Origin of the sequence: Streptomyces sp. AA4 (assembly GCF_000158875.1) — a bacterium.
Lineage (GTDB): Bacteria > Actinomycetota > Actinomycetes > Mycobacteriales > Pseudonocardiaceae > Amycolatopsis.
Map to the genome: position 1 here is coordinate 11594 of NZ_GG657748.1, position 14521 is coordinate 26114.

Consider the following 14521-nt stretch of genomic DNA (forward strand, 5'->3'; position numbering starts at 1 on the left):
TCGGGAACAGCAGGATCCTGGTCTGCCTCCTTCTCCGGCTCCGTGTCGGGGGCGTGCGGTTGCGCGCCCGCGGCGGGCTCGTGATCGGCCGGGAGCCCGGCCCCCGGCGCCGTGTCCGGGGCGCGGCTGTCGTCGACCGGCGCGGCGGAGACCGTCGGGGCCTCGTGCCGCGGTTCCGCGTCGTGCGGCGCCGCCTGCTCCGTCGGCGCGGTCCGGCCGGAATCGCCGGCTGCGCCGGTGCTGCCCTGCTCCGGCGTGGCGGATGCGGCGGCCTGGTCGGTTGCGGGGGTGTCCTGCGCGGCATGTTCCTCGTGCTCGGCCGGTTCGCGGGAAACCGGTTCCGCGCTGCTGACGGGCGCTTCCCGTCCCGCAGAGTCCTCGGCCGCTGCGGGAGCGAGCGGCCGGGCCCGGGCCATCTCGCCGATCGCTCTGGCTCGGTGCTCGTCCGCCTTCTCCCCCGCGCCGGCGAGGGACGCGATGACGGCATCGAGGGAAACCGGGCCCTCGCCGCGAGGGCTGGAAGGCAGCCGGAGCCGGTAGGACCCGTGGTTTCCGCCGCCGGGCGTGAAGACGCCGTGGATGCCGGTCTCGGATCGCACCAGTTCGATGTCGAGGTCGCCGCAGGTCAGCGGTGCACGGTTGTAGCCGATCCACGGTGCGAGACCGGCGTCGCCGGTGATCGGGTCGCCGTTCGGGGCCAGCAGCGGCGCGACCGGCTCGCCTGCCGCGGCGCTGGCGATCGCGTAGAGCAGGGCGGCTTGCTGGATCTGCTCCGCGATGAACTGCGCCGCTGTTCCTTGCGGGCCGTTCTCGACGACCAGGCGCAGGAGGGCGCTGCGGTCGGGGTCGAGGGCGGCGTCCGAGGCGATCAGCGCGGCGACGGCGTCGGAGGCCGCGGGCTGGTTGAGGTCTTCGCGCAGGGTCTCGACGTGGGCGGCCAGCGACCGCAGTTCGTGTTCGAAGGGCGTCTCCTCGTCGGTGAGGACCTGCCGGGCGTCGTGGTCGACGCGCCCGGACCCGGCCTGGGCACGGCGGATGTGGGTGTAGCCGGCGGCGGCGATCTCGGCCTCCAGCAGCGTCCACCGGCGAACGAGGTCGTTGGTGCGCAGCGATTCGAGCACGGCGGTGCCGCGCGCGAAGCCCGGCAGGCCGGAGGGCGCGTCCGGCGCGCTCGCCTCTGTTGTCGCGGCCGCGTCGAGCGCGGCCGCCGCCGTGATTGGCGCCGTGGTCCGGCCGGCCTCGTCGTCGCTCGGCCCGTACTCGGCGACCGAGCGATCGGGGCGGTCCTGGCCGAAAGCGGCGGCCGTTCCGGCCAGTCCTGCGGCGGCGGGCGACGCTGCGGGCAGGTCGAGGTCTGCGTGCGGGTCTTGCAGCTGCGCCGCCGGACTCGGCTGCTCGTCGCTGGCGGACGCGGCCGGATCCTGCGCTGTTCCGTCGGCGCCGGTCGCGACGGGATCGGCGGCGGGGCGCGGGGCGGCGCCCTGGGGCGCGAGGACGGTCCGGTCGTGTGAGCCGGGCTGGCCGATGCTGAGCCACACGTCGAGGGACTGCTCGATCGACGGGCGCTGTTCGGCCGCGACCGGGCCGGCGATCTCGCGGTACCAGGAGCCGAATGTCGTGGCCTTGGTTTTGGCGAGGCCGAGGAGCCGGGCGGTGTCGACGGCGTCGTCGAACAGCTTGGCGAATTCCCGCATGCGCGCTTCGGAGCGTTCCCGGCGGGCTTGGGCTTCCGGTGAGTCCGGGTCTTCGTCGAGTTCGCGGACGTCGTCGTCGTCTTCGCTGAGCTGGGTGATCAGTTCCGCGCGGCGGCGCGTCACCTCGGCGAGCCGCTGTTCTCCGGGGAACGGCTTTCCCACCGCGGTGCGGGCTTTTTCGATGCCGGCTTGTTCGTCGGCGATGTCGCGACGGGTCTTCTCGCCTGCGGCGGCGATGTTTTTCAGCTGGTTTTCCAGGCGGGTGACCAGGCCGATCCCGCCGGGCAGGTCGGCGGGGTCGAGGTAGAACCCCGGGGTGTTCTCGTCCGCGGCGGGGAAGGTGACGTGGATGCGGAGTTCGCGGCGTTCGAGCGGCCGGAAGCGGGCGGTGATCTCGAATCCGCCGATCGACCCGATCGGCGCTTCCGTGGCGACGCGGGTCTGCGGGGCCGCGGCCATTCGCGCGGCCAGCAGGTCGCGCAGGGCTTGGGCGGCTTCGGGGCGTTTGCTGAAGGTGCGTTTGCCGACCGTCATCGCGAACTTGTCGCCGTCGGTGCTGACGAGGTGCTCGGCGACCGCGTCCTGGCGTTCGGCGAGGGCCTGCAGCCGGGGGATGCGTTCGGTGCCGCGGGTGATGGACAGTTTCAGCGCCTGCTGGGTCCGTCCGTGGCTGGAGCGCTGCCGGTTGAGGGTCTTGCGCTCGACGTCGAGATCGGCCTTTTCCTTGTACCGGGGGTCGCCGGTCGCGGCGGCCATGACGTCGGCCAGGCTCTGGCCTTCGTCGTTCTGGATCTCGCGGGTGCGCTCGGGCGGGACACTCGCGTACAGCGGCGCGAACATCGCCTGCTTCTGGGCGGTGATCTCCCATTTCTTGGCGTCCATGCTGGGCGCGAGGACCACGCGTTTCCAGAAGTATTCCTCGTTAAGGTTTCCCTGGCGTTCGGCGCGGCCGATGGCCTGCGCGGTGATGTCGGGCCGCCAGTGGCCGGTGATCTCGTAGCCGCCGATCACGCGCGTCTGCACGTTGATCCCGGCGCCCATCTTCATCGTGGACCCGACCAGGACCGAGATCGCGCCCTCGCGTCCGGCGGCGAGCATGTCCGCTTTGCGTTGCGGGGAGGTGGCTTCGTGAATGTAGCGGACGCTGCCTTCGGGAAGGCCGCGTGCGTGGAGCTGGGTTCGCAGTTCGTCGTAGAAGTTCCAGTGCTTGCTCGGGGTGCTTTCGTCGCAGAACACGAGGATGAGGCCGCCGCGCACGGGATGTTCGGTGCCGTCCTCGCGCAGGTACACGTTGTCCTTGGCCGCGTGCCATTCGGCGTGGATGTCGGCGGCGATGACGTCGACCTTCTGCGGTTCGGGGGTGGTGATGCCCACCGTGCGCAGGTCGAGCGCGCCCAGCTGCCCGTCGTGGGCGATCACCAGGTGGTTGTCGGTGCCCTTCGTCGGCGGCCCGTGCAGGATGCGTTCCCGCCTGGCCAGGTCGAGGGTGAAGATGCGCGCCTGGGGCGAGGCGATGACCTCGATGACCTCGATGCGGCCGTCGCGCAGGCGGGGCACCTTGAGGTTGAGGTCCCGCTTCATCTTGATGTCGGAGGTCAGGCGCAGCGACCGCCACAGTTCCGGTTCGTTGATGGGCCGGCGGGTGCGGCTCTTCGAGCGGAGCGTCCCGCCGGGGGTCATCTCCATGTAGGACTCGACGGTGACGTAGGTCCTGGCCCACACGTCGAACCGGGGCAGCCGGTGGCCGAGGCGGCGCAGCCACAGGTAGACCTCGCTGTATTTCCCGGTCCAGGGCGTCGCGGTGGCCAGGACGACCCGGGCGGTGCCGAACCGGTCCTGCAAGTGCCCCAGCTTCATGTCCAGGTCGATGGCGCGGTTGCTTCCCTCGATCACCAGGTCCGGGATCGCGGACAGGACCAGGCCGTTCTTGTAGTTCTGCGCTTCGTCGACGACCACGAAGTCGAATCCGGCGTCGACGAACGTCATCCCGGCGGTGTCGCGGTCGATCTCGGCAAGGCGCTTTTCCAAGCGCTGTTCGGCGTTTTCCATGGCGGACTCGATGCGTTTGGTCATCGAGTCGCTCATGAGGTCGGCGTGCGCTTCTTTTTCCTGGCGCAGGTCCTCGAGTTCGGCGCTGAGGAACTTTTCCTGGATCTCGGGCGGCAGCGGGATCCGCTGGAAGGACTCCTTCGTCATGATCACCGCGTCCCAGTCGTCGGCGGCGACCCGGGCGACGAAATCGGCGCGCCCGTCCTTGCCTTTTTTCTTGTCATTGGCCAGATCGGCGCTCAATCCGGTCAGCAGCCGGGCTTCCGGATAGGCCTGCAGCCACTCGCGCGTGAACTGCTCGGCGATGCTGTCGTTGGGCACGACGATCACGGGCTTGTCCGCGAGCCCGCGGCGCTTGCGCTCCATGACCCCGACGATCATTTCGAGCGTCTTGCCCGCGCCGACCTCGTGCACCAGTCCGGTGCCGCCTTGGTAGACGACCCGGGCGACCGCGATCTTCTGGTGCTCGCGCAGGGTGAAAGCCTGGGACAGGCCCGGAAGGGACAGTTCGATGCCGGAGAAATCGGTGGGGATCTCGGCGTTGAACTCGTCGTTGTAGAGCCGCATGACGCGCTCGGCGCGTTCGCTCTTCTCCCAGATCCAGTCCGCGAACCGGTCGTTGATCTCGACGGCTTTGTCGGTGGCCTCTTCGGTGGCCTCGGGGTCGAGGACCTCCTTTTCGACGACCTCCCCGTCCGGGTTGGTGACCTCGATCGTCTTCATGACGCGGATCGGGGCGCCGTAGAGCAGCCGCTCGGTGAGGTCGTAGGCGTCCAGTCCGCCGCCGGCCCAGATCTCCTCGGCCGCCAGGCGGGACGGTTTGCTCAGCTTGGAGCGGTTGGTGGCGACCCGCCACAGCCCGGCGACGCTTTCGACCTCGACGTTCTCGTCTTCGAGCAGTTCTTGGAGGAACTCCCGCACGTACTCGGGGCCGATCCAGGAGCCGAGCCGAACTTCGATGTCCTCGGGGCCGAGGTCTTCGGGGATGACCGGTTCGAGCGCGGCGACATTCGCCTCGAAGGCCGGGTCGTCCTCGGCGGCGAGGCGGGCCCGGGTGAGCTTCTGGCGGACGTTGCCGGAGAGGTAGAACGGTTTCCACACGGGTTCGCCGGTGTCGGGGTCGGTGAAGACCAGCCCTTCGAGGGCGGCGCGGGCCTCGTCCTCCCCTGGCAGTCCCAGCAGCCGGGCGATCTCGGGCAGGTCGATCCGGGAGTGGGTGTCCAGGCAGATCGACAGCGCTTCTTCGGGGGTGTCGGCCCCGAGCCGCTGGCGCGGCGGGTTGACCACCCGCCGGGTGAAGATGTTGGCCTTGCGGGCGGTTTGCGTGGTCGGGTCGAACTTCTCCAGGGCCCGGGCGACGTTGCTGAACGGGTCGGTGCGGAATTCGCCTTGCGGCGGGCGGATGATCATCGTGGTGCGCAGGCCGAGCGCGTCGAGATCGAGGCCTTTGGGCGTGGTTTTCGGTGCCCCGTCGACGATCTGCTGGCCTGCGGCCGCGACGCGTGCGCTCAGCCGCGGGTCGTCGATGCCGGCCAGAGCCAGCAGGCTTTCCGGTTCCATCGTCTCCAGCAGCGCCTGTTCGACCGCTGCTTTGTCGAGCCCCGGATCGTTGCGGCGGCGGTTGACGGCTTCCTGCTTCGCCGCCTTCTTCACCGCTTTGCCGAACGCGGTTTCGTGGCCCTTGACGATCGCGTCGAGGTGGCGTTGCAGGATGTCCTGGCCGAGGCCGTGGCCGCGCAGTTCGGTGAGGTACGCGAGCACGGCGTCGCGCGAGGCCGGGACTTTGTCGTGGTGGTTGCGGTCGCACCAGTCCCCGAACACGTGCCAGCCCTGGCGCAGCTGCGGGCGCTCCGTGAACCGGTTGACCGGACCGAATTCGGCGACGTAGGCGTCGTAGACGGTGTTGAGCTGCTCGCGCAGGTGCGTGATCTGCGGGGTGTCGTCGATCGAGTCCCGTTCCGCGCGCAGCAGCGCCATCGCCGCGTCGCGCACCCCGAGCAGGGAGCGCAGCTCGGCGGCCTGGCCCTTCGGTGGCTCGAACGGGGTGTCCTGGGATCCGATGCGCCGGGTGAAGCCGCCGTCCGGGAGCGCGGTGAGGAATCCCTGGAACTCGGCGGCCCGGGGGTCGACGATGTGGAGCGCGGTCGCCGGGCGCGGGACGGTTGCGCGGCGGGGCGTCATCGCCAGGCCGCGGTCGGCGGCGTTGTCGGCGATGCGGGCGAGGGCGGCCGCGAACTGCTGCGGCAGCGCGTCGAGGTCGCCGCGGACTTTCAGGTCTTCGGCGTTGTACATGCCATGGGTCAGGGCGAACTCGCCGAGGACATTCTGCGGGTTGTCCAGGAAGTACTGGTTGATCTCGACGTGTTCGCCGTTGTCGCCGACCGCGGCGGGCAGGGCTTTTTCCCAGGCCGAGAACGGCACGACCGGGTCGGGCTTGGCGTCGTCGTCGCGGCGGCGCAGGATCAGCAGGTCGGTGACGGCTTCGGTCCCGGCGGCGCGGCGGTGCGCGCCGGTGGGCAGCCGGACCGCGCCGACCAGGTCGGCCAGCAGCGCCATTTCCGCGCGGGCGGCGGGGTTGCGCGCGTCCATGGTGTAGCGGGAGGTCAGCACCGCGACGATGCCGCCGGGCCGGGTCAGGCGCAGGGATTTGAGGATGAAGTGGTTGTGGATGGAGTGCTGGCGGCCGGGATTGTGCTTGTCGTCGCGCAGCTTCACCTTGGCGAAGGGCACATTCCCGACCGCCACGTCGAACGCGCCCTCGGCGGCGTCGATGTCGGCGAACGAGCCTTCGGTGATGTCGGCCTGCGGGTAAAGCAGGTTCGCGATGGCGGCGCTGACCGGTTCGCGTTCCACGCCGTGCATGCGGGCGGAATCCGGTGCCAGGCCGATGAAATGCCCGGCGCCGCAGCCGGGTTCGAGGACCTCTCCCCCGGCAAAGCCCAGGCGCGCCATGCCGTCCCAGATCGCCGAGACCAGCGCCGCGTCGGTGTAGTGGGCGTTCTGGGTGCTGCGCCTCGCGGCCGCGTATTCCTCGTCGGTGAGCAGCTGCCGCAGTTCGGCGCGCTGCTCGGCGAAGTCGTCGCTGTCGAACAGCTGCGGGACCGCGCCCCACCCGGACCAGCGCGCCAGAGTCGCGCGGTCGTCGGGCGACAGGCCTGCGGACCCGTCGTCGGCGACGAAGTCCGGGTCCTCGTGGCGCACGCGGGCGAGAACGCGGATCGCGGCGAGGTTCGCCGCGATCCGCGCTTTCTGCCCCGAGGGCGCGAAGTCCTGCTGCCCCCGGGGCCGGAACCGCTCTAAATCAGACTGCCCGGCTCGGTGAACGCCATCTCGCGCAGCACGTCGTCCCTCACCGTCGTCGAGACGTTGTTCAGGCTCGCCAGATTCGCCATGAAGTCCGTGCTCTGGCCCGCCTGCTGCTGTTGTTCCGCTTCGTTCGTCCGGCGTTCGATCTCCGCGGCGATCCGATCGCCCAGATCCGTGAAGAACTTCGTCGGGTTCTCGATCTGGGCGTACTCCGCCGCCCGGTGCTTCCTCCAGTGTTCCTGGGTCTGTGCCCCGTAGTGATTCATCGTCACGGTCTCCATTGTGGCCTTGTTTTTCGGTTTCCTTCACGTCGTCCCCCCGGAGTTCGTTCTGGCTGTGCGGCGCGCGCGTGGTCAGCAGCGCGCCGGCGCGGTGGTCATCGGATCCGCCCGGAGCCCGGAGGGCTCGGGGCGTTGCGGTGCCGTGTCCCGGCGGTGCCGGGACGGGCAAGGCGCGACCGCGCGGCCCGTTCTTCCCGGACTCGCGGCGGTTCGGCGTCGTCGCGGGGTGCTGTGTCCTGCTCGCCGGGCTGGACTGGTGCCGGTTGCTCGTCCCGCCAGAAGGCTTGTTGCGATTCCTTGCTGCCGGCCAGTTCGGCGAGAACCGCGTCGGCGTGGGCGGCGCCGACGTCGCGGAAGAAGTGGTCGGTCTCGCCGTACTGGCCCGCCAGCGAGTCGTGCACGAGCACCTCTCGCGGGGGCACGGGAACGGGCTGGCGGGCGAATCCGATGAAGGCGGGTTCGTCGACGGGCTGGGTCATGCGGTCCTCCCCGGAGCGGTCGGCGTGGTCGTCATCGCGCCCGGCCCGTGCTTGGCGGGTGCGCGGGTCCGGTGTGGCGGCTGGCGGCGGTGCCGGGCCGCGCGACGCGCGCGGGCTTGGCCGGTTCTTGCGTGGCCTGGGCCGGTCCGGCGGCATCCGGGGCGGCGGCGTCCTGGGCGTCGGCTCGGTCGGAAGGGAGGCTGCGCAGGAGCGCTTTGCGGACGCGGTCGTTGCCGAGCGCGTCGCCGCGCAGAGCAGCGCGGGCGTGCTCGGCAAGGGGCTGCCTCGTCCATCGCAGCGTTCCGTTCGGGCGCGTCTCCGCGGCGCGGCCGGAAACGGCGTCGAGGGCGGCATCGAGCCGGCGTTCCAGGTCGGCACCGGGCGTCACCGGGGCGGGCCGGTCGTTCTCGCCGTGCGCGCGGTCCTGTGTCTCCTGCTCCCGGCCGCGGTCGTTCTCGGACAGGGCCCGCGGCAGCCGCACGCCGGTCTTGTGCGAGAGGGCGCGGGCGAGGTCGTCGAGTTCGTCGGCGACGGCCTGCACGTCCGCGGCCGGGAGGACGGCGGCGTGCTCGCGGATCCGCTCGCCGCGGTCGGGAGCGTCCAGTTCCTCGGCGACGTCGAGTGCGGGGCTGGGGCGGCCCTGTTGCACGTCGCGGAGCAGCTTGGCCTTCTGGGCAAGGCGGTCGATGAAGGCCGAGGTGTAGTGGGCGAGGTCGTACTCGGCTTCTGTGCCCTGCGCGTGTCTGGGTTCAGGGTTGTACCGCTGGACTTCGGCCTGCGGGTCGAATGGCCGCCAGTCCGGGATGTCTCGCATCCTCAGCAATTGCTCGGTCGCGAAGTCGGCGTGCCAGGTCCCGTTGAGACGGAAGTAGTAGTCGTCGATGCCGGCGTCGGCAAACTCCGCGTGGTTGCGCAGCCAGACCGCGTATTCAAAGACAGGCCAGCCAGCGAATCCCTCGAACGCCACCTCGTAGGCGGGCTGGGTCATGCGGTCCTCCCCTTCAGGCCCGTCGGTGCGGTCGTCATCGCGCCCGCCCCGTGCCCGGCGGTTGCGCGGGTCCGCCGTGGCGGCTCGCGGCGATGCCCGGCCGCGCGACGCGCGCGGGCTTGACCGGTTCTCGCGGGGCGTGCGTCGGGTCGGCGGCGTCGCGCGAACCGCCGTGCGGCCCGACGAAGCTGACGGGGCCGGCGCCGTCGCCGCGCAGGAATTCCTGTGCCAGTCGGCTTTCCACCATTGCCTCGCGCCGGTCGGGAGGCAATGGCCTGGACACATGCCGGACCGTCCCGTCCGGCAGCATCTCCGGGAAGGTTCCGAAGAAGGCATCGAGGGCGGCATCGTCGCGGCGCACCGGATCGGCGCCCTGCTGCGCAGCGCCGCGCCGCGGCTGCTCGTCCGGCCGCGCGGCCTGGTCGCGTCCGGGCGCGGGTGCGGGAGCGGCGGGCTGGTCGTACTCGCCCCGCGCGCGGGCTTGGACGAGGTGGACGTTGCGGACCAGGCCCGCCTGCAGCGGAGGCAGTTCGCGCACGAGAGCGGGGTCGTACCGGACGAGTTCGGCGATCCGGTCGGCCAGCGGCGCGACGGTCGCGCGGTCGGCGCGCGCGGCGGGGTGCAGGAGCGCGGTGAGCAGTTCGTCGGCGGCAGCCCTCAGTTGGCGGAACACGAGGTTGTCGGGAGCAGGCGGGTCCGGGAGCGACGTTACGGCGTAGAGGTTCCAGCGGGTCGAGGAGTCCGGCAGCAGCGCTAGCACGACCTGTACGCGCTCGGCGGTGAGGTATTCCGCGAGGATGTGGTTCTGGGTGTCGAGAGCGGCGACGCGGGCGGTGCGACGGTCGCGTTCGGCGCTCTGCTCGGCGGGATTGTCCGAATGCAGCCAGGGCAGGGCGAGGTGGAGTTGGTAGTGGTCGATCGCGGCGGTCAGCTCTTCCAGCGCCGCGTGGTCGCGCACCGCCCACTCCCGGCGCCGGTCGTCTTCTGCCAGCCGCCACGGCAGCGGACGACCGGTCTTCTCCGCGAGTTTTCGGACGACGTCGTCGAAGCGGTCGGCGAGGTCCATCGGGGCGGAGAGGCCGCGGGTCTGCTCGCGCAGCCGGGCCAGTTCCGGCGCGTGCTGCGCGGGGTCGAGGAACGGGGACGGTTCGCTGTCGTTCCGGTGCAGTTCGCGCAGCAGGTCCGCGCGGTGCGCGAGGCGGCCGATCAGCGCGGAGGTGTAGAGCCAGGTGTGGTCTTCGGGCTCGATGCCGGCGGACCAGGTTTGCTGGGGGTCGTAGCGGTCGATCTCGGCGTCCAGGTCGAACGGCCGGTACTTCAGGTCGCCGTGCATCCGGGTCATCTGGTCGGCGAGGAAGTCGCCGTCGGTGTTCCCGATGTCGCGGAAGTGCGTCTTGACTCCGTCGGGCTTGCCAGGCGCCGGGTCGTAGTCGTGGGCGTAGGTTTCCGGTGGCGGGGGGACGGGCCGTCCGGCGAATCCCAGGAACGCGGGCGGCTGTTCGGGTTCGGTCATGCTGTCCTCCCGGTGGCGGGGTCGGCGCCCGGCTGCGGCGCCGGGTCGTGGCCGAGTTCGGCGACGGTGGCGGAGTGCCGGTTGGGGGTGCAGGCGTGGAAGGGCCCGTAGGGGCTGGTGAGCGTGGCCAGGTGCGGGTCGAGGTGGTCGCGCAGGTAGACCGAGAGCCAGGACGGTTCGTCCGAGTCGGACAACTCGCCGAAGGCCAGGTACAGGGCGGTGAACCGTTCGACGGCGTCGTGGTGCAGCCACCACTGGCGGCACCAGCGGATGCCGCCGCCCTCGCCGGTCGTGGTGGTCTTGCGGACCATCGATGCGATGTGGACGGTCACCCAGGCGTGCAGCGCGCCCGGCGACGGCCGCGCGACGGGGGCTGCGGCGCCCGCGCCGTCCTTCCCTCCGCCGCTGGTTTCCGGTGCGGGCGCGGCGGGTCCGTCGTCGGCCGCGGCGGCGGGGCCGACGGGAGGCGCTGACGCCACCGCCTGCATCTGCGCGTAGAGGTTGCTGAACTGGTAGCTCATGTCGGCCAGGCCGTCTTCGAGGTTGTCCAGGCCGTTGTTGGCCATCTCGACGGCATTGCGCATCAGGACGACCTCGCCGCTGACCTGGAACTGCTCGGTCTCCAGCGAGCGCAGCCACCGCCGGACGCGCTGTTCCAGCGCGGCCAGGTGCGCGAGGGTCGCCGGTTCGGTGTCGTCGGCGGGCCAGGCGGGTTCGTCCGGGGAGTCCGGCCCCGGCCCTGCGGGCGGGGCGGTCACGGCCGTGTCCCTGTCGGTGCGGCGGCGTCCGGGGGCCGCAGCGATTTCGCGACCGGGTTGTCGGGCCCGAGGTACTCGATGGCCGACTGCTGGATCTGCGCGGTGGCCTCTTTGGACAGTTCGACGAGCTGGCGTTTCTCCTCGCCGTCGGGTTCGGCGTACCAGGGCCGCAGCCGCAGCATGCCGGGGCGGCGCCCGGAGGTGATGAGCAGGGCGTTGGTGCGCGGCATCGCGGCGATGTCGGCGGCGGTGAGGATGCGTTCGGTGTGCAGCTGGCGCGAGGTCGAGGGGCCGCCGCTGGAGTAGCTGTTGGAGGTTTCCTCGACCTTGTGGTCGCCGACCAGGCGGCTCAGGTCCTCGGCGAAATCCGGGTCCGCGATTCCGGCCCCGATCGTCTTGATCGTGGCCGCGCTCCACAGCGCGTCGAAACCCTCTTTGCCCCACACGCTGCGTCCTTGCTCGCGGGACTGCAGGACGGTGGTGACCATGATCGATTGCGACCCGAACCACGAATACCAGCCGGGCAATTCCGGGATTCTGACGATGTTGGCCGCCTCGTCCAATTGCAGGGTCATCGGAGGGTCCAGGCGGCCGCCGTTGGCGGCCGCGGCCCGGAATGCGACGTTGCACAATTCGCCGACCATGGCCGCGACGATCGGGCGCCCCGACCCTTGTCCTTCGCGGGTGAGCAGGTACAGCGTCGGGTGCGCGTCCCCGGGCCGGGTGATCAGGTCCCAGAGGTTCAATTCCCTGATCAGGCCAGGGTCTTTGGGTATTTCCTGCCACGACAGCGGCGGCGTGACCCAGCGCAGAAGCGCTTCGGAGTCCAGACAGGAAATGGCGGTGGCGACGCCTTCGTAGACGCCGCCCCGGGTTTCCGGCGGCAATTCCAGCGTGGCGCGCAGCGAATCGCCCTGCCCGCCGAAGCCGTGCCGGTCCAATTGCACTGCGGGTTCGTCGGAACGGGTCGCGACCCAGTGCACGACGTCGCGCAGCGAATGCCCCGACACCGCCGCGGCGAGCAGGATCTGCCGCAAGGTTTTCTCGGCGGCGGGCGTGAAGAAGGGGTCGGCGCGGTCGGTGCCGCCGCCCGCGCCGCCGCCGACCTCGCGCATGAAGTACGCCGCCATCCGCGAGGCGGACTCCACATCGGACACTCCGGCGAGCGGGTTCCACCAGAACGTCTGCGGCTGGTAGGTGATGTGGTTGCAGTCGAAGAGGTAGATCTCGCCGACGAGGGCGCGCAAGCCCTGGGTCAGCGCCCACACGTCGCCCTTGTTGGAGGTGGCCACCACCGTGCCGGGGGCGCTGAGGATCTCGGGGACGACTTTCGCGCTCGTTTTGTTGCTGCGGGGCCCGCAGATCACCAGCTCGACGTCCTCGTGGCTCTTGTAGACGGTCCGGCCGCCGATATCGCCCAGTGCCGCGCCGATCTGGCGGGGGGCGAGGTCGCGCGGGCGGGCGTCGGCGAGCGAGGGCCGCAGGCCCTGGGCGCGTTTGGCCATGGCCGGCTGCTGCAGTTCCCGGAATTCCTTGGCGGAGTTCATCGCCCGGTGCCCGTCGCGCGGCCGTCCCCGTTTCGCGACCAGGACCGCGACCGTGATCGCGGCAGCGAGCAGCAGCGCCATCTGCGCGCCGAAGACGGTCCAGAACCAGAACGGGGAACCACCGGGGCCGATGAGACCGGCCAGCCCCGCCCGGCGCAGCGCGTTGGGGAAGGTTCCGGGCGAGGGAACGGGAAACCCGGCGACGCTGGCGGCCTGCGCGGCGACCCAGAGCGTGCCGCCGAGCAGGAACACGAAGCCGATCAGGCCGACGATCACCCACGGCAGCACCGGGGTCGCGCCGGAGGCGTGGCGGCGGGAGGTGGGCGAGGTCATCACGCCGCCGCCGATCGGGGCGCGGCGTCGAACGCCGAATCCGTGTTGTAGAGCTCGAGTTCGCGCGGGGTGAGGTTCATCCGCACCGGCAGCCCGGCGCGTTCGCCCGCTTTGACGAGGTAGAGCCCGCGTCCGGGGTGGCGCTGCCCGGGAACCCAGGTGCCGGCCGACTGCCAGGAGGAGAGCATGTCGGCTTCGCGCGAGGACAGCGACACCGTCAGGCTGCGCAGTTCCGAGGCCGGGAGCCCGCCGTAGACGTGGATCGCGCACCGGGCGGCGATGCCGCGGGCCTTGGCGCGGTCCTCTTCGGACGGCAGCGCTTCCAGGTCGTCCATGGAGTGCGTCAAATAGACGCTGGCGACGCCTTTGTGCCTGTTGAGCCGGGTCAGCCGGTCGGATTTCTCCACCAGCCCGGACCCGGTGCGCAGCGCCCGCCACGCCTCGTCCTGGATCCAGAGGATGTTGCGGCCGTGCCCGGTCTGGCGGGCCTCGATCATGCTCGCGCCCCAGGCCCAGGAGCAGAGCATCGCCGCCGCCACGACCTCGTCGGTTTCCTCGTCCAGCACGGAGATGTCCAGCGACGTCGCCGGGGACCCGGGGTCCAGGCGCGCGGTCGAGCGCCGGTCGAACAGGCCGCGCAGCGGTCCTTCCACGAGCAGGTCGAAGCTGGAGAGGACCTCGCGGACCAGGTCGAAGTAGCGTTCCCGACTCTCGCCGATCCGCGCGGCGGCCAGCAGCTGCTGCGGCGCCTGGTCCAGCACCGCGCGGACTTCCGGGATAGTGGGCTGGTTGTCGGGGGCGGCGTCGGTGGCCAGGTCGATCGCCCGGGAGACCAGGTTGCGTTCGGTCGGCGTGGGGTGGCGGTCCAGTTCCAGCAGCAGCAGGCCTTCCAGCAGGCTGGCCTGGCGGGCGCGGATGGATTCGCGCAGGGCGTCGCGTTCGCGGCCGCTGGTGGTCGCGAGCAGCGCGGCCAGCGGGCCGGGGTCAAGCGGGTTGATCGCGTCGTGCCCGCGGCCGATCTTGATCACGGTGCCGCCGAGGCGGCGGATCAGGGCCGTGTATTCCCCTTTCACGTCCGCCGGGCAGAAGATCATCCAGCCGAACGCGCACAGCCCGGTCCCGAGCCGTTTCGCGAACGCGCTCTTTCCGACTCCCGGCTGCGCTTGAACCCACAGCCCCGTGTTGGAAATGAGGCCTGTTTTCAACCAGTCTCCGGGGTGGAGCCCGATGGGCTCGTGGGTGTGCAGGTCGTGTCCGATCGGGACGCCGCGCACCCGCGCGCCGGACCCGCCGACGAACGGGAACAATCCGGCCAGCTGCGTGGTGGTGCCCTGCCACAGCGCGGCCGAGCCGACGTGGTGGTCGCGTCCGCCCTGGGGCACCGCCCAGCCGCGCGCGGGCGGAACGGGCAGTGCGCGCAGCTCGGCCAGCGGGTCGCTGCGCTCGGGCTGATGGCGCAGCGTGGCGTCGGCGACGGTCTGCGGAATGACGAGACCGCCGTCGGCGTGGTCGGGATCGGTGTCGGCGCGTGCAGTGCGCCGGCCGAACAGATTCATCGCGTTCCCCCTGATCG

General features: G+C 71.1%; 8 protein-coding genes. All 8 read right to left on the reverse strand.

What is annotated here, in order from left to right; translation table 11 throughout:
- A partial coding sequence (locus tag SSMG_RS42785) for a DEAD/DEAH box helicase family protein (protein WP_050788540.1) occupies positions 1 to 6944 on the reverse strand: 6944 nt, incomplete at its 3' end.
- Positions 6945 to 7039: 95 nt separating this feature from the next.
- Positions 7040 to 7321, reverse strand: a complete 282-nt coding sequence (locus SSMG_RS40390) for a hypothetical protein (RefSeq protein WP_158688141.1) — start codon at positions 7319 to 7321, stop codon at positions 7040 to 7042.
- Between the two features lie 104 nt (positions 7322 to 7425).
- On the reverse strand, positions 7426 to 7809 hold the full coding sequence (locus tag SSMG_RS40395; protein WP_009086058.1) for a hypothetical protein: 384 nt from the start codon (positions 7807 to 7809) through the stop codon (positions 7426 to 7428).
- A 31-nt stretch (positions 7810 to 7840) separates the two neighbouring features.
- Positions 7841 to 8797 (reverse strand): hypothetical protein, encoded by a 957-nt coding sequence (locus SSMG_RS42790; RefSeq protein WP_009086060.1) that lies wholly within the window; start codon positions 8795 to 8797, stop codon positions 7841 to 7843.
- Between the two features lie 34 nt (positions 8798 to 8831).
- A complete protein-coding gene (locus tag SSMG_RS40410) occupies positions 8832 to 10310 on the reverse strand; it encodes a hypothetical protein (RefSeq protein WP_037719157.1) in 1479 nt (492 codons plus the stop codon).
- Positions 10307 to 11068, reverse strand: a complete 762-nt coding sequence (locus tag SSMG_RS42795; RefSeq protein WP_086025048.1) for a DUF4913 domain-containing protein — start codon at positions 11066 to 11068, stop codon at positions 10307 to 10309. The genes SSMG_RS40410 and SSMG_RS42795 overlap by 4 nt, the downstream gene beginning before the upstream one ends.
- Entirely contained in the window at positions 11065 to 12948 is a 1884-nt protein-coding gene (locus SSMG_RS40420; RefSeq protein ID WP_009086064.1) for a type IV secretory system conjugative DNA transfer family protein, read from the reverse strand. Before SSMG_RS40420 ends, SSMG_RS42795 begins: the two co-directional genes overlap by 4 nt.
- Positions 12948 to 14504: a hypothetical protein gene (locus SSMG_RS40425; RefSeq protein ID WP_009086065.1), complete on the reverse strand. Its 1557-nt coding sequence runs from the start codon at positions 14502 to 14504 to the stop codon at positions 12948 to 12950. The genes SSMG_RS40420 and SSMG_RS40425 overlap by 1 nt, the downstream gene beginning before the upstream one ends.
- Between the last annotated feature and the right edge of the window lie 17 nt (positions 14505 to 14521).

Coding starts and splice junctions, on each gene's coding strand:
- SSMG_RS40395 (WP_009086058.1), bottom strand. CDS start 7,809: ATGACCCAGCCCGTCGACGAACCCGCCTTCATCGGATTCGCCCGCCAG.
- SSMG_RS42790 (WP_009086060.1), bottom strand. CDS start 8,797: ATGACCCAGCCCGCCTACGAGGTGGCGTTCGAGGGATTCGCTGGCTGG.
- SSMG_RS40410 (WP_037719157.1), bottom strand. CDS start 10,310: ATGACCGAACCCGAACAGCCGCCCGCGTTCCTGGGATTCGCCGGACGG.
- SSMG_RS40420 (WP_009086064.1), bottom strand. CDS start 12,948: ATGACCTCGCCCACCTCCCGCCGCCACGCCTCCGGCGCGACCCCGGTG.
- SSMG_RS40425 (WP_009086065.1), bottom strand. CDS start 14,504: ATGAATCTGTTCGGCCGGCGCACTGCACGCGCCGACACCGATCCCGAC.